Source organism: Lacticaseibacillus porcinae (assembly GCF_003946305.1).
Lineage (GTDB): Bacteria > Bacillota > Bacilli > Lactobacillales > Lactobacillaceae > Lacticaseibacillus > Lacticaseibacillus porcinae.
The window spans coordinates 1-19,390 of the sequence record NZ_RHNS01000010.1 but is presented as its reverse complement, the minus strand read 5'-3'; the positions used below and the strand labels follow the sequence as shown (position 1 = coordinate 19,390).

Sequence of the window (19,390 nt, the reverse complement as noted above, 5' to 3'; positions counted from 1 at the left end):
GCTTTGCAATCAGTGCACGGCGTTGATGGTTTAAACATTGATTGCAATCGGATTGGCGGCAATAGTGGCAGTTAAAGCAATGATCGCGTCATTTTGGGATACGGTTTCGTCATTGATGCAGTCAACGCTGGCGAAGCTGGGTGTATTCGTGACGACTACCATTACTGTAGTGTCGTAGCCGGCCTTTTCGATGGCGGCAACATCCATGGTCCCAAGCAAATCACCGGCACTCACATGATCACCAGGTTTGACGTTTGATGAGAAATGATCACCATTAAGTTTGACGGTGTCGATCTCTAAGTGAATCAAGACTTCGGCACCATCTTCAGCTTGTAAGCCATAGGCGTGCATGGTTGGGTAAGCGGCAGTCACTACTCCGGTAACTGGTGCGTAAACATGGTTGTCGCTGGGGATGATCGCAGCGCCTTTCCCCATCATTTCACTGGCAAAAACTTGATCATTAACGTTTTTGAGGTTGGTGATTGTACCTGCAACTGGCGCAACGATTACACCGTCGTTGACAGCGTCTGTCATGATGGTATCAGTATCAGGCTCAGCAGTTGGGATATCTTGCTCAGTGGCTTTAACAAACCGTTTGCCATAGATCAAAGTCCCACTGAATGCGATGATGATGCTTAAAGCGATAGCTAAAAAGAATGGGGCGTAGAACTTTACTGGAATCGAAATGAAGCCGATGATCCCGGCTGCACCAAGCGCTGACGAGCGAATGCCGAATATCCCAACCACTAAACAACCGACTGCGCTACCGATCATGCCTGCGATAAACGGATAGCGCCGCTTTAAGTTGACCCCAAAAATTGCGGGTTCAGTAATTCCTAGTAAGGCAGACACCCCAGACGAGGTAGCCAACCCTTTTTCTTTAGCATTCTTGCTTAAAAAGAATACTGCTAGTGTGGCCGCGCCTTGTGCAGCGTTAGCCATCGAGGCAATCGGGAAGAAGAAATCCCCACCAGTCTTGGCAATATTGGCCAGTAATTGCGTTTCGATGGCAGGAAAACTTTGATGTAAACCGGTAATGACGATTGGGGAGTAAACCAGCCCAAAAATCGTTGAGCCCACCGCACCAGATGCGTCATATAAGGTGACGATGCCATTGGTTAAACCGTCGCCGACGATCCGCAACACTGGTCCCACAAAAGCAAAGGTGATAAACGCCGTGAAGATAATGCTGATCATTGGGGTGAAAATGAAGTCTAAAGTTGCTGGCATTCGTTTGTGTAACCATTTCTCAACGCCAGCGAGAATAAATGCCACTGCAAGCACTGGGAGTACTTGACCTTGATAACCAGCTTGGGCAATATTCCAACCAAAGATGTTCCAGTAGATCATTTTGCCAGCGGCTAAGGTTGCAGATACATTGTAGCCGTTCACAAGTGCTGGCATTACCATGATCATACCCATTGTGGCGCCGAGATAGGGGTTCCCACCGAAACGTCGGGTAGCAGAAAAGCCCAGTAAAATCGGCAAGAAGGCAAATGGGGCAGAGGCGAAGGTGTTAATCATTTCGGCTAGTCCGTTGATGCCAGGATACATTTCAACTAAAGATTGAGGACCAAATAAATCTTGAGAAACCAACACGTTATTTAATGCCATCAACAACCCACCAGCGACTAATGCAGGGATCAAAGGGACGAAAATATCTGAAAGCACCTTGATCAAAGCCAAGAAAGGATTGGCTTTTTTGCCAACTTTTTTCAAATCATCTGGCGTCGCTTCTTTCAAACCGGTTAAAGCGATTAAGTGTGCATATACTTTATCGACATCCCCAGGACCAATAATGATTTGATATTGGCCGTTGACGCGAAAAGTCCCTTTGACTGCAGGATTATTGTCGAGTGCTTGTTGATCGATTTTAGATTCATCTTTGATCACCAAACGCAGTCGAGTTGCGCAGTGGGCCGCGGCGACGATATTATCCGCACCGAGTTGTTTTAAGATATCTTGGGCGGCTCTCTTGTGGTCCATAACAGTTACCTCCTTGAGTGAGTTAAGAATAAGGACATTTTATTTTATAAAATAATCGTAAGCGCTTGCGGAAAATATGTCAAACGTTTAGCATTTTGCTATGAAATTCACCTTAAAAATGCTAGAATACAGGTGTTAAACGATCGCCTTATAGGAGGCTGTAAGCCATGAAAAAGTGGACTGATATGCAACGCAATGCTCGCTATGAAACTTATTCGTCACAAACGCTTGCGACTTTACAAGCCCAGCAAGCAAATTCACTGTGGCATTTACACTATCATTTGCAACCTAAAAGTGGCTTGATGAACGATCCGAATGGGTTTGTTTATGCAAACAATCGCTGGCATTTGGCTTATCAAAATTTCCCCTATGGTGCCGTCCATGGACTCAAAAGTTGGCATGAGATCAGTAGTGATGATCTTCAACATTGGCAAGATGATGGCGTAGGCTTGCAGCCGCACGCGCCATATTCAACTCAAGGGGTTTATTCTGGGTCTGCGATTGCAGTTGGTGAGCGGTGCTTTTTGATGTATACAGGTAATGTTTTCACTGAATCTGGGGATCGCATCAGCACGCAATTAGGTGCTTGGGTTGATGCTGACGGCACCATTGACGAGTTGGCGACCCCTTTAATTTCTGCCCCGCCAACAGGGTACACCCAACATTTCCGAGATCCCCAAATTTTGCATCAAAATGGTCGTTACTATGCAATTTTAGGTGCGCAACGCCAGGATCTACGTGGGACGATTTTGATTTATTCTGCAAAACAACCGGAAGGGCCTTGGCAGTTTGAAGGACCACTAGATTTTGGCTATGAAAGTTTAGGTTATATGATCGAATGTCCGAACTTGGCTTTTGTGGATGGCAAAGTGGCGTTGATTTTTTGCCCCCAAGGGTTAGAACAAAGTCTACTTGAATACGGCAACATCCATCCTAATGTGTATTTGCTTGCGGATGCAGTCGATTGGGACCACCATAAGTTGATTCGGCCCGGAAAATTACACAATTTAGATTTTGGCTTTGACGGTTATGCGGCGCAAGTGGCAAATGCTGGTACGCAAGGCGCACGTTTGATCAGTTGGCTAGGTTTGCCAGATACAACTTATCCAAGCGATGGCGAAGACTGGCAAGGGTGTTTGAGTTTGGTGCGTGAGTTGCATCTGCAAGCGGGACATTTACGTCAAACACCAGTTGTTGATGCGCTGGTTGGCGCCGTCAACTCAGAAACTCATGATAAAATTGATGTTGCGAGTGTCCTCCATTTCGAATGGCCGGCAGACGTTGAGGAGACCTTGTATCTAGGAAATTCGCAAGAAGGTCTTGAGTTACACTTAAGCCCTCAAGCGCTCACTATTAAGCGGATTGAGACAAGTGGTGTGACGGCGACACGGCACGCCACTTTGTTGCCTGAGGCACATCAAGCAGATTTGTATTTAGATGCTTCCTGTTTTGAATTGTATCTTGATGAAGGTACTGTGGTATTATCAGGACGAATTTTTCCTTCTGGCGATTGGTATTTGTCACGCCCAACTCAAAATCAAGTCCAAGTGACGAGTCGGGCGATGGCGACGATTTTTTAAGGAGTGTATGATGGCAAAATTAGCTGACGTCGCAGCGCTTGCAGGTGTATCGATCACCACAGTTTCACGGGTGATCAACAACTATGGTTCTTTATCAGAAAAAACCAAACAAAAAGTCTTTGCCGCAATGCGTGAGCTCAACTATGCCCCTAATATGAGTGCGCGGTCGTTGCAAGGCAAACAAACCAAATTAATCGGCTTGATCTTTCCTGGGGTGGCGAATCCATTTTTCGGCGAAATGGTTCAAACTTTAGAGGATCTCTTATTTGAAAAAGACTATCGGGTCATTTTATGTAATTCAGTTAATAATGCTGAAAAAGAGCGAGAGTATGTCCGAATGCTGTTGGCAAACCAAGTTGATGGCATTATTACCGGGACGCACAACATGACAATCAAAGAATATGAACAAATCGAAGCGCCGATTGTGTCGTTTGATCGCCATATTGCCGCTAATATTCCGATTGTTAGCTCAGATAATTTCAACGGTGGGCAAATGGCAACACAAGCGTTGATTCGTACCGGCGCTAAGCATGTTTGGCTATTAGCAGGCGCGAATCGGCCGTTGAGTCCAACCAATAAACGTCTTTTTGGTTATCAAACTGTGATGAAAGCGAATCGATTACCTGAACATGTTCTGGAGCTGCCTTTTAGCATGCAAACTGAATTAAAGTGGGCGAAGATTCGCGAGGTTTTGGCGCATGAACATCCTGACGGTATCTTTGCATCAGATGATCTGACAGCGATGATGGTGTTAGAAGTGGCACGTCAATTAGGCATTTCAGTACCAGAACAATTGCGAGTGGTAGGTTATGATGGAAGCCAGTTGATCAGAAACTATTTTCCAGATCTGGCAACAGTGATGCAGCCGATCTCAGCGTTATGTGCGTTAATGGTGGATTTATTGTTGAAACAAATTAACGATCCCAAAGCTACTGTAGAAACGCAATATGAGTTGCCAGTTGAGTTAAAAGCTGGTCGCACCTTGCTGGGCTAAAGCTGATTTCAAAAATAATGGCGCCGAGTCACCTCGTTTTTAGAGGGGACTCGGCGCTATTGGGTTACGCTTCACGCGGTTGACTAGGATCAGGTCGCGCATTTAAAGTGCCATGTTGATAAACGTCGATGTCTTGAATCGAAGTGGAGACGCACAGCGGCGGACACCCGGCGAGTGATAAGAGATGCTCCCAAGACCAATCTTGTCGCAAGATCTGCGCTTCCAGCGTTGTGAAAGCACAATCTAGGCGACAACATGTGGTGCGTGGGCCTTGCGGGGTGCTGAGATAACCGAATTGCGCGACTAGCGGAGCAAGAGTTTGTAAATCCAGCCCTTGATAGTCACAAGCGACCACCAACACATCGACATGGGCTCGTGGTAAAGTGGCGAAGTAACTCCACAACCCACTGATCGGCCCGCGGTTAACGACTGGATCGCGGTCGATGATCACGGTGGCACCGAGGCTGGCGACTGCTTGTTGGATCGCTGCGCGGTTGGAGGTGTTACAGGCGACATAGACTTGCTGACATAATGCTTTTAATAATAAAACGGCATGGGCGACATTGCTGATAGCCGCTGAGTCAAAATGCGCTAATGCCTTGTCTTTCCCGAAGCGGCGGGAGGTCCCACCGGCTAATACTAATCCATCCATTGACGCAAACGGCCATCCTTTCTCGCTCACCGCAATTTAATGTAGGCGTTTTCTCTATCATACCGCGAAAACAAGCGAGAGGAAACCGGTTTATTCAAAAGTTGCCTAAGCGTCATCGATCACGACATAACTTACCGTCAGCGGGCCGTGAACGCCAACGATCAACACCATTTCAATGTCGCCAGAATTCGATGGGCCAGAGATGAAATTGATGTTTGAGGTTTGTAGCGTCCCGTTTTGTAACGCGTGGCGATAAGCTTTCATTGCTTGATAACTCCGCGGTACCACATGACTGCGGGGGATGATCGATAAATAGTGTGTCGGCAGAAAATGAAACGCCCGCCCTTGTCCGCGAGTCGTTGCCACTGTCAAGGTGCCAGATTCAGCTAATAGATAATCACCCACTGAAATCGCGGCGTCGGCGTGGCTGGCAGCATCAAGATTCGTCGCGCGACCAGCGTTTGGTTGCCAAAACCTCGGCGTCGGGGTGAGGTGGGCGAGCCACTGATCTAAGCCGTATTCGCTAAGTCTAGGGTCTGTTGGCAGTAAAATGTTTTGTGCCTGTTGCGCTTTTAGCCAAACATTCAACACTTGTGGGAGCTTTTTTTGTGAGGTGAGGTGAAATTCGACCTGCAAAGCTTCGCTTCTGGTTTGGGCTAAATTGAGTAATTCGTCAGCAGATAAATCGCTAAGCGTGGTTTGCGGCAGGCTATTGATCGGGATGAAGGGATGGTCGACTAACTGATGGCGCGGCCTTCCTGAAGCTTCTGCCAAATGATTTAAAAACACTTCGCGTTCAGTCATGTGACGCCTCCTGATGGTGTTTGAACCAACTGCGGAAATTTTCTTTGTGTTTTGGTGGTCGCGGCAAGTCGCGACTGTCGGTCCAACCTTTGGCCATACCTGGTGCGTGAATGAAGTAGCCGTTATGATTGCTGAAGTTCTCAACGGTTGGCGCGTCGTGTTTAACCATCGCACCAGACATCGCGTGATCGACGTCTAATGCCATTCGAAACATCGGTGGCGTTCCAGTGGCCATGCCGATGCCATGCATCACGGTGTTATTGAAGCTGTGGTCGAGTTTCAAGCGGTCATTCATCACCGCACGATGTTTGATTAACAATTCATGCAATGGAATTTTGACTGGGCAAGTTTCACTGCAGGCGCCGCAAAGACTGGAAGCAAAAGGCAAATCACCGAATAATTCATAACCACGCAATACTGGCGACAACACCGCGCCGATAGGACCTGGATAAATCGACCCATACCCATGTCCTCCAATATGGCGATATACCGGGCATACGTTCAAGCAAGCACCGCAGCGGATACATTGCAAGACTTGTTCGAATTGGCCGCCTAACGCGTTGCTACGGCCGTTGTCGAGGATCACCACATAGAAGTTTTCTGGCCCGTCGATTTCATCAGGCATGGCTGGTCCACAAAAAGTCGCATAACTGGTCATTCGTTGGCCAACAGCTGAACGCGCGAGCATGGTGTCTAAGACGGCGGCTTCTTGCATGGTCGGCACGAGGCGTTCCATCCCCATCACCACGACTTGCGTTTTGGGAATGGCCATCACCAAATCGGCATTACCTTCGTTGGTGACCAAGTTGATCAAGCCGTTTTCAGCGACTGCGAAGTTGCAGCCAGTGATCCCCATATCCGCTTCTAAGAAAGAGGCGCGTAAATATTTTCTGGCAAAACGCGCCATTTCTTGGGGGTCGTTGGAGCCGGTGTAGCCGATTTTTTGAAAAATGGTTTGGATCTGGTCGCGATTTTTGTGCAAGGTCGGGAAGACGATATGTGTTGGCTCGTCAAAATCGTCTTCTTGCAAAATAAATTCGGCGAGGTCGGATTCCAGTAGTGTGCGATCAGGCAGTTCAAGCAACTTTTTGTCGAGGTCGATTTCAGTGGTGACCATTGATTTGCTTTTGACGATGTGGTGGGCGTCGAGATCAACGGCGATTTGTTGAATGTAACTTGATGCTTCTTCATCAGTGCTGGCAAAAAATACATGCCCGCCGCGAGCTTCGACGTTGTTGCTGAAACGTTCTAAGTAATCTGGCAAATAGCGGATCACGTGTTGGCGAATCTGCTCGCCAAGCTCGCGCCACTGCGGCCAATTGCCGAGGTCTTCGCGTGAGCTGGTGCGCTTATCCCATTGAGCATCTTGGGCTTTGGCGACGGCCCGTTGCATGAATTTGTCTGCTTCTGATTCTTTCAAGCGGGTGGTAAAAGATTGATCAGATGTTTTGATCGGCATAAGTGCCACCTCCTGCAACTAATGTGGCGTCGGTATTATAAGTGATGCGACTCGGATCGACATTTGAGTTGAGGACTTCAGCTAAGTGCATGATCTTGATGGTTTCGCCGCGGCGGTTGAAGCGGCCAGCAATGTTCATTAAGCAAGCTTGATCACATGAGATCAGCACTTCAGCTTCAGTTGATAATACTGAGTCGACTTTCTCATCGACCATTTGCCGTGAGATTTCCGGTTCTTTGACAGAGAACATCCCGCCAAAGCCGCAACAGTTTTCGAGGTGGGGCAGTGGGATCATGGTCAAACCTTGAACATGTTTGAGCAGTTCAAATGGGGATGTACGTTCGCCAAGCAGCCGCGTCATATGACAAGAGCGGTGATAAGTGGCAGTGGCGTTGAGCTCAGCGCCGGCATTTTCCACGTGTAACACCCGGTAGACAAACTGGGAGAATTCATATGTTTTATCCGCCAGCATTTGCGCTTTATCAGCGTATTGCGGATCGTTGGCCAAGTGGTGCGGATATTCTTTAAGCATCGCGACACATGAACCAGCAGGACCGACGATGTAGTCTGCGTCAACAGATAATAACGCGTCGATTTCGTTATGCATCACCTTTTGTGTGTCGTTGATATAGCCTGAATTATATGTAGGTTGTCCGCAACAGATCTGTTTGACTGGCATCGCGGTTTCACAGCCGAAGCGTTCTAACACTTCAACCATGGCGATGCCCACGTTTGGGAATAACAGGTCCATAATACAAGTCGAAAAAATGGCGACTTTCATGCTCGTCCCTCCTTTGGATGCGCTTACAGTATAGATGAGAGAAGGCGGTTGGTGGCGAGGTTTACGAAAGTTGGGTGATGGTAGCGGTGAGGGAGGGAAAGTTAGAAAATATTATTAGAAAAAACGGTTATTAAATATCGTTCACGATGCATTATATAGTGCGTTAATCGCAACAATATAGGTGATTATATTCTGATATAGTCATTTCTCATTTAGCAAATGGTTCACTTGCTAAATGGCAGACGATTGGATTTTGTCAACTAAGAATCGTGAATTGACCTGAAAAAGTGGCCAAGACATCATTAAAGGCAACAAAATAATCACGACAATGACAAGATCGTACGAGCCATAAAGCAACGCATTTGCGTAGAAGGCGCCTGCCAAGCAAATCCTAAGTTCGGGATTTACTCGTCAGGCGCCTTCTACTCTATGCTAAGTTCGCTTTATGTCTCAGCCACTTTTGGCGTCAGATCAACAAATCGCTGAGTAGTTTATCTCTCAAAGCACGACTAATATCTGGATCTAATCGGATCATGTGCGTATATTCATCATCGAAGTTGCCTAACCAATGGTCTTCAAGCAGGTTTTGTAAGTCTTGCTTGCTTAAGACGATTTGGTAGTTTCCCCACCCTCGCTTGATGAAGTCGGCTTGATCAGCTTTGGTTTTTAAAACGACTTGATGGGTCTTTTGACTGGCGCGGCTCATCGCCAGTTCGACTTCTTTGGGGATCGCGGCATAACGAGACGGCGGGGTATCGAGTTGATCGTAAAGTGCTTTGATCAAAACCGATAACGCCTGATGTAAGGTCATGTCTGAGGTGACCATGCCTTGCAAGGCGTATTCATCTAGATGTGCGCCACCGTGTGACAGCAACGCTGCAGGGTATAAGGTGGCAGATTCTACTAAATCATAGGCTTCTGCAAATAAGTCGTAAGCTTCGGACATAGCGATCTCCTTTTTTGGCGGGTGGTAGGCGACAGGGTTTGAGTATATGGAGATCTAGGTTTTTGTCAAAAGTAGTTTTGACGGTACTTAAGCTAAGTTAGGCAAAAAGACGTGGTCACCTGTCGATGCATTCCTGCCGACGCGTGATGACCAAATCATTTGTGATGTTAAAACACAAAATCTCCACCCTAGATCCCATTGACGAAAACTGTGATCGGCAACACAATTTTATACGCGACAAGTTAAACAGAAATACACGGTTCATATCGCCGTACGACCTAAACCCCACTTCGTATACCCTAGATGCTTAACGCGACTAAAACAGAAAAATTTTTACTTAGACCCCCGTTGACGGAAAGTGTGATCGGCAAAATACTACTCTTGTTCAAATCAATCACACAGGAGGTCAGCCATGACACCAATTCAAGATTCACCGACAATGAGCGTCGCGATCCAATTGAACAAATCGTTGCAAGCCATTGATTCACGCCTCACAACGATTTTCTCACCAGCGTACCTCAATCGTCGGCGCGAGCAATTCAAAGCTGAAATCAGCATTTACTTTCAACCAGACAACAAATCTAAACGTCAATTGATTTGGCGAATCACCAACGCCACAGTTCCCAGTGGTGTGATGCGCAATCCTTGGTTGAAAGATTATCGCTTACCTAAGCCGTTACAAGCGCCACTGCAACAAGCCATTCACGAAGCATTCAAAATAGAGCCACAAGAATCACTGCTGATGCCGCCGCAACCTAGTGCCGAACCCATCAACGTTACTCAAGCTGATGAATGCGACTTGCAAGATCAAATCAACACAGAACAAGCCCAACTCCGCAAGCAGTCACAGGCTGTCGCCCTTGAAGCCGTCCTCACTAAACCCAAGATCCACGGGTTGTTATACGACGATTTAGAAAGTGACGACCAAACCTTACCACCGATTTTAGAATTCACGTTTTGGCCACATCACCATAATCCGATTTTCCGAGATAAGCGCCAAGCTTTGCACCAACAAATGGTGACTTCGATTAAAGCGCAAAGCTTCGCAGGGATTCAAGTGCCAGCAAACACGCAATTTCTGGAATTGACCAATGATGACGGGCTCACGGCGATTTTAACTTGGAGCCTTGCGCGTCAAGCGTTAGTGATGCAGATCAGCACCGCTGCGGACTTGTTTAAGGCATTGGCCATTGAACAAGATTACACGACATTTCCTGATGGCGCCGTGCGGCTGGATGATTAACAAGGAGGAGCATATGATTATCACACTTAAAATGGCGAAAACTTTCGATGATGCCCTTAAGACAGTGTCGCCACGACTATTTGTCACTTATTTGCCGCCGTATCAAGATCTACGAGGTAAAATCTATCCTGCAAATTTTGAAGTGGGTTGTCGCGATCCTGAAGACCCCGAAGTTTCAGCTGTGTTATCTGCGGGGTCAGTATTAGTCTTCAATCATTCCAATCAAAATGGTGAACTGCTACTCAGCGAGAAACGGCGAAAAATGGCGAGTGACGTGATGACAAAGCTTTGGCCGCGCCTTGATCCAAAAGCTTATGTCCCAGTGTTAAACCCAGTGCCAGAAGCTGAATACCAACCGCTTATGGTTGAGAAGATGAGCCATGATGAAGTGAATTTAATCGACCGGCAACTGCAAGATGTTGCCAAATCAAAAGTCGCACATCAAGACTTTGTCTCATTGATCGATCAAGCGGCATTGGCAGATAACTTATACGACACAGTCATGCGTCATGCCGATTACCGTGGGATCGTGGAGCAACTGCCTCCACATCCACGAATCTTTCCAGAGGTGATGTATTTGACGAACAACTACACCGACAGCGTGGCGTTAGGGGTGTTGAAACAACCTGATTTGGATCACCTCTTCGACCAATATGCGGTGGCCAAGGTAGTGGGTCAACAACTGGGAAACAACATCAAACTTGGTGGTGGTGAACGTTTTTTACAAACGACAGTAGCTGGTGCGCGTCTATATTTGGTGGCATCGCCTCAAGGTTCATTTTTCGACGATGAAGAGGAGCGTTGGTACAAGTTGATCGTCGTTGGCAGCGGTGCTTTGGCACAGTGGTTAAAGTTGCCAGAACGCTTTGCTCAAGCAGACCAAACATTCACGTTAACTGATGATGGCGGCTTTAAGGTGGTGGCAAAAGATGATCGATGAATTGACCCTTGATTTAGCAATGACGATTCAAAGCACGATGACGCGGATGTCACCAGAGATGCGCGTGCGATATTTGCCAGCGACACAAGACTTTCCGGCAGGCTTTGAAGTTTGGTTAGGCGGTCGCTGTTTGATGCATCGTCGCGGTGCACCACATAGTGATTGGGTCGATGACACGATGCCGTGGCTTGCGACGGTGGTGGAAACATGCGTCGAACAATATCAAGCGCCAGACGGCTTTTTGATCGATGCAGCCTTTGAGCCAACGACGGAAATTTGGGCGGATGAGGTTGATTTAAAGGCGCACCAGCAACGATGGACGTTGAGTCAACAACTATCGGCGACAAAACTTTCTGGTCAAAATATTTGGCAGTTACTCGACTCAGGAACGATGCGTTGGTATTTCAATTATGTGATGGTTGGCGACCGCAGTCGTGAAATTGATCCCATGATCGTTGTGGGTGGGAGCTTGTCGATGGACTGGCAAGCTGGCCGCTCCCTTGATCAAGCCCCAGCAATTGCACTCACCAAGTCAGATTTTGAACAGCACTTTGCTGACCAAGCAGTTGTCGCCACTCGCGATATGTCACTTTCCGGTGAGGTGATCCCTGCGTTTGCGCCATTTGTTAAAGGCGATGGGATCGTGATCTACCAATATCCCGGTGGGTATCGCTTTTTGATCAGTCAAACTGCCGCGTTAATGCAAGCGTTAGGGTTGATCACAACTTTTGTGGCAGCAGGGTGGCAATTTGTTAAGCAAGCTGATGGCGGTTTTGTCTTAAATTAGGAGGAAAAAAACATGACGTTGACTTTATCTCAAGCAATGATGGTTTATGAAAAAGTTGCTGGTAGCGATGGCTCTTTAACAGTGGGATTTTATCCCGCCTATGTCAATGCGATCGGCGTTAAAAAAGACCCTGCGTTGATCGTGGTAGCAAAAAATGATCGCCATCAAGTGTTGTGGTCTAGTGATGAGCGTGGCGGTGTGGGGATGCCACCACTTGGATTCAGTGGCAAACGTCCTAGTATGATCAATCCATTTGCTTCAGGACCATTTGGTGGTCCGATGACACATCCAAGTTTTGGACCGTCGCAGACAAAACGCGATGAATTGCCGCAATTGGTTGCATCAGTGTTAAAAGATACCTTTGAAACTGAAGACTTTTTTGCTGAGCCGACCACCGAAGGCGACGTGATCTGGTTAGATCAAGTGAGCCGTCAAGATTTAGAAAGTCGCATTGAGGCTGAACAAACCGCGCTAAAACAACGTGAAGCCTCGGCGAAGTTTGAGGATTTCATCGATGTTCAAGCGTTCAAACGTGCGTTGATGAAAAATACCATGCGGATTGATGATCACGTGCCAGCTTTGATGACGTTTCAAATTCGCAAAGATTCTGAAATTGCCGATGCGTTAAGTGATAATTGGGAGAAGTTATTTAATGCACACTATGTTCGATTAACTGATGCAGATACCGAGTTTGATTTTCGCCTGGGAGACCCGGTGATCCGCTTTTATGAATCAGATGATGACGAAGAAGGGTATATGGCGGTGTTGATCAAACATCGCGATGATCATTTTGTTTTACAGATGCATGATGCCGCCGACGTTTATCAACATTTTGGCCTACTTGATTATCTTGACGATCATGGTCGTGAGGTGACAGATGATCGTGATGGGGGGTTCTACGTCACTGGGATCGATTATGACGAAGACGAAGACGATTTCTTCGATGATGACGAAGAAGATATTTTCGATTAGGAGGAGTTCACATGAAAATCACGACTTTAAGCGAAGCAATTGCATTAGATCAAACCATCAAGCAAGCATCTAGCCGGTTATTTGTCCTGTATCGACCAGCGTATCAAGATCTGCGTGGTGAATCCTATTCATCCGAGGCATCGATTTGGTTGCGTGATCCTGATGATAGTGATTCAAGCGTCAGAGTTGGTGAGTTCACCAACGACTACGTGCAATATCATTTGAATTCAAAGATGTTATTAGCACCACTTCGACAGAAAATGTTGCAAAACCGGTTGGACGATTTTCATTTTCATTCAGACGTGACGTTTCTTGACCCTCACGGTTATGTCGATGATTCGGAATTTGAGTTGATCCGAGTCGATCAACTCGATGAAGCTCAAGTGGCACGCGACCTTGACCGCATCGATCGTGCCGAAGCCGATCGTGAATCGAAACAGGACTTCAGTCGCTATTTGCATCCGGTGCAACTGGCGCAGTTGTGGGCAGATGATTTGATCAGCAGCGTCTCTGGACGGCCAATGGGGATGGGATTGAGAGGCAACAACAAACGGGTCGGCCGCCTCAGCGATCAGGTGATCACACAAGCGTTGACGCCTGGTTTTACAGAAGCGTTTGAAAAGGAGCATCTGCAACTCAACGAAAGCGCTCGTGGTGGCGCTTGGCCGCAATATGTTCGCCTGGTGATCAACGGCAGTGACATGCGGATCGTGCCAGCTCGCCAAGCGTCAAGCTGGATGCTGGTTGGAGATCTGGATAAGTTGGCAGGCTGGTGTGGCTTAGCGCGTGTCATGCATCAACGCGGTTGGTATTGCAATGCCAATGCCCATGAAGTTACTTATTGGCAAGCCGAGGAACAAGCGTGAATTGGCGACTTGGGGTGCTGCTGTTGAGTCTCTTGATCGGATCAGGTGGTTGTTCAAATCAATCGACTGCGACGCCAGTACGACGATTTGCTGTGGTTGCTCAGCAGTCGCATCAAGTGGGGACTTTAGTTCAGCGCCCCAATCATCAATGGTATCTTTCATGGGATGATCACAACTGGTATCAGGTGCAAGCAAAGGTCTCTTGTGATGGGTGGCACGCAACCGCGTATGACCGTTTTGGCACCCAGATCACGGAATAGTTTTCATTAAAACAGCCATCCAAGTCGACGTTTTGTCGATTAGGATGGCTGTTTAATTTATAGCGCAGCGATGAAGCGGTCAAAGGCAGCAAGCCCTGCGTCAGTTTGTTTAAATACGCCGGCGTCTTCAAGGACGCGAGCGAAGACTTTCCCCACTGCTTGTTGCAGTTGCGCTTGTGCCGTGTCTGCAGACCAAGTTTGTGTCGCCTTCAGTTCATCAGCCCAAGGTTTGTGCATCTCAGCGATGTGGTTAGGCTGATCAAGCAGGTACTTTTGCACTTCAGCAAGTTCTGTCAATAACCGCGCTGGGAGGATCGCCAAGCCCATGACTTCGATCAAGCCGATATTTTCTTTTTTGATGTGTTGGACATCTTGATGGGGATGGAAAATACCATCAGGATATTGTTCAGAGGTTTGATTGTCGCGCAACACCAAGTCGAGTTGATAGGCATCGCCAACGCGGCGGGCGATCGGCGTGATGGTGTGATGCGGTGTGCCGTCTGCGGCGTACGCTTTGATCGACACTGAAGCATCTGAGTAAGCTGCCCAAGTGGCACGGATATGTTCCGCAGCGCGGGATAATTCAGTGCGATCACTGGCAGTTAAGCGGATCACACTCATTGGCCAGTGCACGATGCCAGCCTCAACCTTTTCGAACCCTGGGATCGTGATCGCTTTTTGAATCTGTGCTTTGGCCATCGCAAAGGTGTGGCGGCCGCCTTGATAATGTTCATGAGCGAGCATTGAGCCACCGACGATCGGCAGATCTGCGTTTGAGCCGACGAAGTAATGCGGCAACATCGTGGTCAAGTCCAACAAGTTAGTGAAGGTTTGACCGTTGATATGCATCGGTTCATGGACCGCATCGAGGAAAATGGCATGTTCATTGAAGTAAGCATAAGGCGAATATTGAAAGCCCCAAGTTTTACCAGCTAAGCCAAAGCGAATAATGCGATGATTGGCGCGAGCAGGGTAGTCTAAACGTCCGGCGTAGCCTTCGTTTTCCATGCATAACTGACAAGCAGGGTAACCAGACTTGGCGGCATGGGCGGCTGCGGCGATGGCTTTGGGATCTTTTTCAGGCTTAGATAAGTTGATCGTGATCTCTAAGTCACCATATTCAGTCGGCGTGGTGTAGGCGATGTTTTTGGCGATGGCACGCGTTTGAATGTAGTTGTTAGCGCGAGATAATTGGAAAAACCAATCTGTCGCTGCTTTTGGTGAAGTTTGGTATTCAGACCAGAATTTCGCGTTAGCTTGAGCAGGCGTTGGGGTACCAAGGGCCATTAATTCAGCTTCTAAGATCTGCTTGGCGGGACCTAAGTCGTCGATGGCACCATTTTTAACGGCACCAGCAACTAAGGCGTCTAAGTTAGCTAAGGGATCAGCTTGTGCGTGGACAGTGTCGGTGGCATCACCGACTAAGTTGCGCACGCGGTTGATCAAGTAAAGGCGATCCATTGGGGTGAGAGTGGGATTAAGTTGTAAGCAGTAGTTGACGTGAGCTTCGATAGCATTCATATTACTTATCTCCAAAACCTTCTGGGTGAGTTTGATGCCAGTTCCAAGCAGTAGCGATCACTTGTTCAACATCATCGAATTTCGGCTTCCAGCCTAAAATAGTACGGGCTTTGTCAGATGCAGCGATCAATGTTGATGGATCGCCTGGGCGGCGAGGGCCGATCTTAGCAGGGATCGGTTGGCCAGTGACTTTGCGAGCAGCGTTGAGGATTTCTAAGTTAGAGAAACCAGTCGCAGAGCCTAAGTTAAAGGCGTTTGATTCATGGCCTTCCGACAAATACTTCATCGCGAGGATATGCGCATTGGCGAGGTCGACGACATGAACATAGTCGCGGACATTGGTGCCGTCTTTAGTGGGATAGTCATCGCCGAAGATTTGCAAACCGTCGCGTGTACCAGCGGCTGCTTGTAAAATGATCGGGATCAAATGCGTTTCGGGATGGTGATCTTCACCAATGGAACCGTCTGGCATGGCACCAGCGACGTTGAAGTAACGCAAGGCAACGAATTTGATACCGTATGCGACGTCAGCCCACTTGATGATTTTTTCCATTGCTAACTTAGATTCACCGTAAGGGTTGGTTGGCACTTGGGGATCATCTTCGTGAATTGGCACTTGTTTTGGTTCGCCGTAAGTTGCGGCAGTGGAGGAAAAGACGATCTTTTTAATGCCGAATTCGTTCATTGCTTCCAACAAGGTGATCATGCCAGAAGTGTTGTTATCAAAGTACTTCAATGGATCTTTCATTGATTCTGGGACAATGGAGAAGGCGGCGAAGTGAATGACACCGTCGATTTTTTCTTTGGAGAACACTTGGCTCAAGAAATGGTAATCGCGAATGTCGCCTTGATAAAAGCGGGCTTTGGGATCAACGGCGCGTTTGTGGCCAGTGATCAAATTATCGAGCACGACCACATCTTGGCCTGCTTTAACGAGTTGGGCAACAGTATGAGAGCCGATATAGCCGGCGCCACCTAAAACAGCAATAGTCATCAGATTTTCTTCCTTTCGAGTTTCACGTGAAACAACGTCTTATAAAGCTTTGGGACCGTCGGCAATTTCGGCGACATAAAAGTCTGCGGCATAGCCGATCGTCTTTTCATATTCAGCGCCAACCGCTGATTTAACGGCGTCGACAGCGTCTTTGTTGACGATCGCAATGGCACAACCACCAAATCCGGCACCAGTCATTCGTGCGCCTAAGACACCAGGTTGTTTCAAGGCGGTTTGGACTAAGGTGTCGAGTTCTTTGCCAGTCACCTCATAGTCATAAGCTAAGGACACGCCAGAAGCAGAAACTAAACGGGAGAAGGCGTCGAGTTCGCCAGCTTTTAAGGCGGTGACAGCTTGCAAGGTCCGTTGATTTTCCAAAACGGCATGGCGAGCGCGACGGATCAACGTCGCATCGTAGATCAAATAGCTGTATTGGTCGAACGTTTCAGCATCTAAGTCACCTAAAGAATTGATGTCGAGTTTCGTTTGCAAACGAGCGAGGGCTTCTTCGCATTCAGCGCGGCGTTCGTTGTATTTGGAATCAGCAAGTTCGCGGCGTTTGTTGGTGTTCATGATCAAAATCACGTTGTCGCCAAGTTCTACAGGTACGGATTCATATGCTAAAGTGTTGGTGTCCATGAATGTTGCGCGATTTGCTTGGCCCATGCCGATGGCGAATTGATCCATGATCCCAGAGTTAACGCCGATGTAGTTGTTTTCGACTTTTTGCCCGAATTTGATCAAGTCGAGCATTTCAAAGCCGGCGTTGAAGGTGGTGTTGAGGATGGTCCCAGCTAATAATTCCAAAGAAGCAGAAGATGATAAGCCGGCACCGTTTGGTAAGTTCCCGTAGATATAAACATCTAAGCCGTGGGTGAACTTCGCGCCGTTAGCCTCAAGGACTTGCGCCATGCCTTTGAAGTAATCGCTCCATTGGTTGTCTTTTGCTGAGTTGAGTTGATCTAAGGCGATAGTGATGATGCCGTTTTGTTCAAAGTTACCAGAGATCAACCGCAAGGCCTTTTGATCGTTGGCGGCGACTGCGGCGTATGTGCCTAACGAAATCGCACATGGGAAAACGTGCCCGCCGTTGTAATCAGTATGTTCGCCGATCAAATTGATGCGGCCTGGAGCAAAGTAGAAGCTTTCTGGTGCGGTGTTGAAGGCTTTGGTGAAGCCTTGAGTTAATTGGGTTTTATCCATGAGTTGTTCTCCTGATTAAGTTAGCTTTGGCGTAATTGTAAAGTGGAAGCGATGGTTAATTTCAAAGGTTGGGTGTAAGTCCCGTTGCGCAAGTCTGTCAGCAAATGTACCGCCGCTTGTCCAAGTTCGGCAGTGGCGACATGGACCGTTGATAAAGCTGGCGTCAAGAAACGTCCGACGGCTAAATCGTTAAAGCCGATCACCCGCACTTGTTCAGGGACTTTGATGCCGTGTTCTTGTAAGGCTTTGATCGCACCGATCGCCATCGTATCTGAGGCGACAAACCAAGCCGTCGGGCGCTGTGCTTCTGGGAGGTTATCCAGCGCTTGACTCATAGTTTGGTAGCCAGATTCGGTAGTGAATTTACCAGTGATGAGCTGAGGTTTTTGACCGCCAGCAGCGACGACTGCGCTAGAGAACAGCGCTGGCCGCAAGTCGGTAAGGGCCACATGATCAGTCGTTTCTTCTTGTCCAGCTAACATGCCGATATTGGTATGACCTTCAGATAAGAAGTATTGCGCGATCGCAGTGATCGGAGCTTGAAAATCTGGTACCACGCAAGCGACATCAGCGGCTAAAACGTCTTGGTCGATCACCACTAATGGTAATTTCTTCGCTTTAAACGCTTTCAATTGTGCCGGTGAGTACTTGCCGATCGCGATCATCCCGATCAAGTCATTAATTTCAGGGAATTCATCACCTGGGAAAACGCGAACCAGTTCCAAGCCTGCTTGACTCAACTGACTTTCAACGCCCCAGCGGATCGCCCGATAGTACAAGTCGCCAGTTTCATCGGCTTCGGTGTACCAAGGCATCACGGCGACAGTGCCACCGGATTGGGTTTGCGTGCGCTGATGCTTGGTGTAATTCAATGCTTCAGCAGCAGCAAAGATCCGCTCGCGCGTATCAGTAGCAACTGATAATGTGGTATCTCCGTTTAGCACGCGAGACACGGTGCCGACTGCGACGCCGGCTTGTTTGGCAATATCTTTTAACGTAGCGATAAGAACGCACCTCCTTGAGCTCAAAACCAGTGTACCACATCTAAAGTTAAAGTTTAACCTATTTTTGGTAAAAAGTTTACCAGATGGTTTTTATCGCAAGAAAACGTTTCATTCATCACTTTCTAAATGGCAGTCGATGGGCAATTGTCAATCAACATTGGATGACAATTTCTATGAAGAACGTTTATAAAACTTATGTCTTGCCACGGGTTGGTGATGGTGTTAAGATAATGGCGGATCCTATGAGGAGTGGGTGGCTGAGCGCAGGTCACTCGTTTCACTTCGCGACGGGTGGAAGTGCCCGCTAAACTCTCGGAGACTATCCCGTAGCATCTGGGCTTAACTGTCGAGCGCTGCTAGATCTCCAGTTCCAAAGTACCGGTACTGAAGGGTCCCAG

General features: G+C 47.8%; 18 protein-coding genes. 8 read left to right on the top strand and 10 right to left on the bottom strand.

All coding sequences use genetic code 11. The annotated features are described in order from the left end of the window. Positions 1–30: 30 nt before the first annotated feature. Entirely contained in the window at positions 31–1,986 is a 1,956-nt protein-coding gene (locus EKM92_RS08685) for a sucrose-specific PTS transporter subunit IIBC (RefSeq protein ID WP_125709904.1), read from the bottom strand. Positions 1,987–2,153: 167 nt separating this feature from the next. Here EKM92_RS08685 and EKM92_RS08680 point away from each other — a divergent pair, with 167 nt between their 5' ends. Both EKM92_RS08680 and EKM92_RS08675 read left to right on the top strand, forming a co-directional pair. After that, positions 2,154–3,566, top strand: a complete 1,413-nt coding sequence (locus EKM92_RS08680) for a sucrose-6-phosphate hydrolase (protein WP_125709902.1) — start codon at positions 2,154–2,156, stop codon at positions 3,564–3,566. 7 nt (positions 3,567–3,573) lie between these two features. Continuing rightward, complete coding sequence (locus tag EKM92_RS08675) at positions 3,574–4,560, top strand: LacI family DNA-binding transcriptional regulator (protein WP_125709900.1); 987 nt, start codon at positions 3,574–3,576, stop codon at positions 4,558–4,560. 64 nt (positions 4,561–4,624) lie between these two features. Here EKM92_RS08675 and EKM92_RS08670 read toward each other — a convergent pair whose 3' ends face one another. From EKM92_RS08670 to EKM92_RS08650, 5 genes are all read right to left on the bottom strand, one after another. Continuing rightward, positions 4,625–5,212, bottom strand: a complete 588-nt coding sequence (locus EKM92_RS08670; RefSeq protein ID WP_125709898.1) for an NTP transferase domain-containing protein — start codon at positions 5,210–5,212, stop codon at positions 4,625–4,627. A gap of 105 nt (positions 5,213–5,317) precedes the next feature. After that, positions 5,318–6,016, bottom strand: a complete 699-nt coding sequence (locus EKM92_RS08665; protein ID WP_125709896.1) for a LutC/YkgG family protein — start codon at positions 6,014–6,016, stop codon at positions 5,318–5,320. Beyond that, positions 6,009–7,475, bottom strand: coding sequence for a LutB/LldF family L-lactate oxidation iron-sulfur protein (locus EKM92_RS08660; RefSeq protein ID WP_125709894.1), 1,467 nt, complete (start codon positions 7,473–7,475; stop codon positions 6,009–6,011). The genes EKM92_RS08665 and EKM92_RS08660 overlap by 8 nt, the downstream gene beginning before the upstream one ends. After that, positions 7,456–8,256: a (Fe-S)-binding protein gene (locus EKM92_RS08655; protein ID WP_125709892.1), complete on the bottom strand. Its 801-nt coding sequence runs from the start codon at positions 8,254–8,256 to the stop codon at positions 7,456–7,458. Before EKM92_RS08655 ends, EKM92_RS08660 begins: the two co-directional genes overlap by 20 nt. A 466-nt stretch (positions 8,257–8,722) precedes the next feature. Continuing rightward, positions 8,723–9,202 (bottom strand): hypothetical protein, encoded by a 480-nt coding sequence (locus EKM92_RS08650; protein ID WP_125709890.1) that lies wholly within the window; start codon positions 9,200–9,202, stop codon positions 8,723–8,725. 412 nt (positions 9,203–9,614) lie between these two features. Between EKM92_RS08650 and EKM92_RS08645 the strand changes: the two genes are divergently transcribed. From EKM92_RS08645 to EKM92_RS08620, 6 genes are read left to right on the top strand one after another with little or no spacing between them, the layout of a single operon-like run. After that, complete coding sequence (locus tag EKM92_RS08645) at positions 9,615–10,445, top strand: hypothetical protein (RefSeq protein ID WP_125709888.1); 831 nt, start codon at positions 9,615–9,617, stop codon at positions 10,443–10,445. Between the two features lie 13 nt (positions 10,446–10,458). Continuing rightward, a complete protein-coding gene (locus EKM92_RS08640) occupies positions 10,459–11,385 on the top strand; it encodes a hypothetical protein (RefSeq protein WP_125709886.1) in 927 nt (308 codons plus the stop codon). Further along, positions 11,375–12,172, top strand: a complete 798-nt coding sequence (locus EKM92_RS08635; protein ID WP_125709884.1) for a hypothetical protein — start codon at positions 11,375–11,377, stop codon at positions 12,170–12,172. Before EKM92_RS08640 ends, EKM92_RS08635 begins: the two co-directional genes overlap by 11 nt. A gap of 12 nt (positions 12,173–12,184) precedes the next feature. Continuing rightward, positions 12,185–13,144 (top strand): hypothetical protein, encoded by a 960-nt coding sequence (locus EKM92_RS08630; protein WP_125709882.1) that lies wholly within the window; start codon positions 12,185–12,187, stop codon positions 13,142–13,144. An 11-nt stretch (positions 13,145–13,155) separates the two neighbouring features. After that, a complete protein-coding gene (locus EKM92_RS08625; RefSeq protein ID WP_125709880.1) occupies positions 13,156–14,010 on the top strand; it encodes a hypothetical protein in 855 nt (284 codons plus the stop codon). Continuing rightward, the gene (locus EKM92_RS08620) at positions 14,007–14,270 is read left to right on the top strand and encodes a hypothetical protein (protein ID WP_125709878.1); all 264 of its coding nucleotides are present in this window, start codon (positions 14,007–14,009) and stop codon (positions 14,268–14,270) included. The genes EKM92_RS08625 and EKM92_RS08620 overlap by 4 nt, the downstream gene beginning before the upstream one ends. A gap of 57 nt (positions 14,271–14,327) precedes the next feature. On the opposite strand, the gene EKM92_RS08615 is transcribed toward EKM92_RS08620, so the two are convergent. Genes EKM92_RS08615 through EKM92_RS08600 form a run of 4 tightly spaced genes read right to left on the bottom strand, consistent with a single transcriptional unit; the run spans position 14,328 to position 19,016 of the window. Then, positions 14,328–15,791, bottom strand: a complete 1,464-nt coding sequence (locus EKM92_RS08615) for a UDP-glucose--hexose-1-phosphate uridylyltransferase (protein ID WP_125709876.1) — start codon at positions 15,789–15,791, stop codon at positions 14,328–14,330. Between the two features lies 1 nt (position 15,792). Beyond that, a complete protein-coding gene (galE, locus tag EKM92_RS08610; RefSeq protein WP_125709874.1) occupies positions 15,793–16,785 on the bottom strand; it encodes a UDP-glucose 4-epimerase GalE in 993 nt (330 codons plus the stop codon). A gap of 39 nt (positions 16,786–16,824) precedes the next feature. Next, positions 16,825–17,988 (bottom strand): galactokinase, encoded by a 1,164-nt coding sequence (locus EKM92_RS08605; protein ID WP_125709872.1) that lies wholly within the window; start codon positions 17,986–17,988, stop codon positions 16,825–16,827. Between the two features lie 20 nt (positions 17,989–18,008). Continuing rightward, positions 18,009–19,016, bottom strand: a complete 1,008-nt coding sequence (locus EKM92_RS08600) for a LacI family DNA-binding transcriptional regulator (RefSeq protein ID WP_164509948.1) — start codon at positions 19,014–19,016, stop codon at positions 18,009–18,011. Positions 19,017–19,390 lie beyond the last annotated feature (374 nt).

What these genes read in the sequence shown, in the direction of transcription:
- EKM92_RS08685 (WP_125709904.1), bottom strand. Translation starts at nt 1,986, where the DNA reads ATGGACCACAAGAGAGCCGCCCAAGATATCTTAAAACAACTCGGTGCG.
- EKM92_RS08680 (WP_125709902.1), top strand. Translation starts at nt 2,154, where the DNA reads ATGAAAAAGTGGACTGATATGCAACGCAATGCTCGCTATGAAACTTAT.
- EKM92_RS08675 (WP_125709900.1), top strand. Translation starts at nt 3,574, where the DNA reads ATGATGGCAAAATTAGCTGACGTCGCAGCGCTTGCAGGTGTATCGATC.
- EKM92_RS08670 (WP_125709898.1), bottom strand. Translation starts at nt 5,212, where the DNA reads ATGGATGGATTAGTATTAGCCGGTGGGACCTCCCGCCGCTTCGGGAAA.
- EKM92_RS08665 (WP_125709896.1), bottom strand. Translation starts at nt 6,016, where the DNA reads ATGACTGAACGCGAAGTGTTTTTAAATCATTTGGCAGAAGCTTCAGGA.
- EKM92_RS08660 (WP_125709894.1), bottom strand. Translation starts at nt 7,475, where the DNA reads ATGCCGATCAAAACATCTGATCAATCTTTTACCACCCGCTTGAAAGAA.
- EKM92_RS08655 (WP_125709892.1), bottom strand. Translation starts at nt 8,256, where the DNA reads ATGAAAGTCGCCATTTTTTCGACTTGTATTATGGACCTGTTATTCCCA.
- EKM92_RS08650 (WP_125709890.1), bottom strand. Translation starts at nt 9,202, where the DNA reads ATGTCCGAAGCTTACGACTTATTTGCAGAAGCCTATGATTTAGTAGAA.
- EKM92_RS08645 (WP_125709888.1), top strand. Translation starts at nt 9,615, where the DNA reads ATGACACCAATTCAAGATTCACCGACAATGAGCGTCGCGATCCAATTG.
- EKM92_RS08640 (WP_125709886.1), top strand. Translation starts at nt 10,459, where the DNA reads ATGATTATCACACTTAAAATGGCGAAAACTTTCGATGATGCCCTTAAG.
- EKM92_RS08635 (WP_125709884.1), top strand. Translation starts at nt 11,375, where the DNA reads ATGATCGATGAATTGACCCTTGATTTAGCAATGACGATTCAAAGCACG.
- EKM92_RS08630 (WP_125709882.1), top strand. Translation starts at nt 12,185, where the DNA reads ATGACGTTGACTTTATCTCAAGCAATGATGGTTTATGAAAAAGTTGCT.
- EKM92_RS08625 (WP_125709880.1), top strand. Translation starts at nt 13,156, where the DNA reads ATGAAAATCACGACTTTAAGCGAAGCAATTGCATTAGATCAAACCATC.
- EKM92_RS08615 (WP_125709876.1), bottom strand. Translation starts at nt 15,791, where the DNA reads ATGAATGCTATCGAAGCTCACGTCAACTACTGCTTACAACTTAATCCC.
- galE (WP_125709874.1), bottom strand. Translation starts at nt 16,785, where the DNA reads ATGACTATTGCTGTTTTAGGTGGCGCCGGCTATATCGGCTCTCATACT.
- EKM92_RS08605 (WP_125709872.1), bottom strand. Translation starts at nt 17,988, where the DNA reads ATGGATAAAACCCAATTAACTCAAGGCTTCACCAAAGCCTTCAACACC.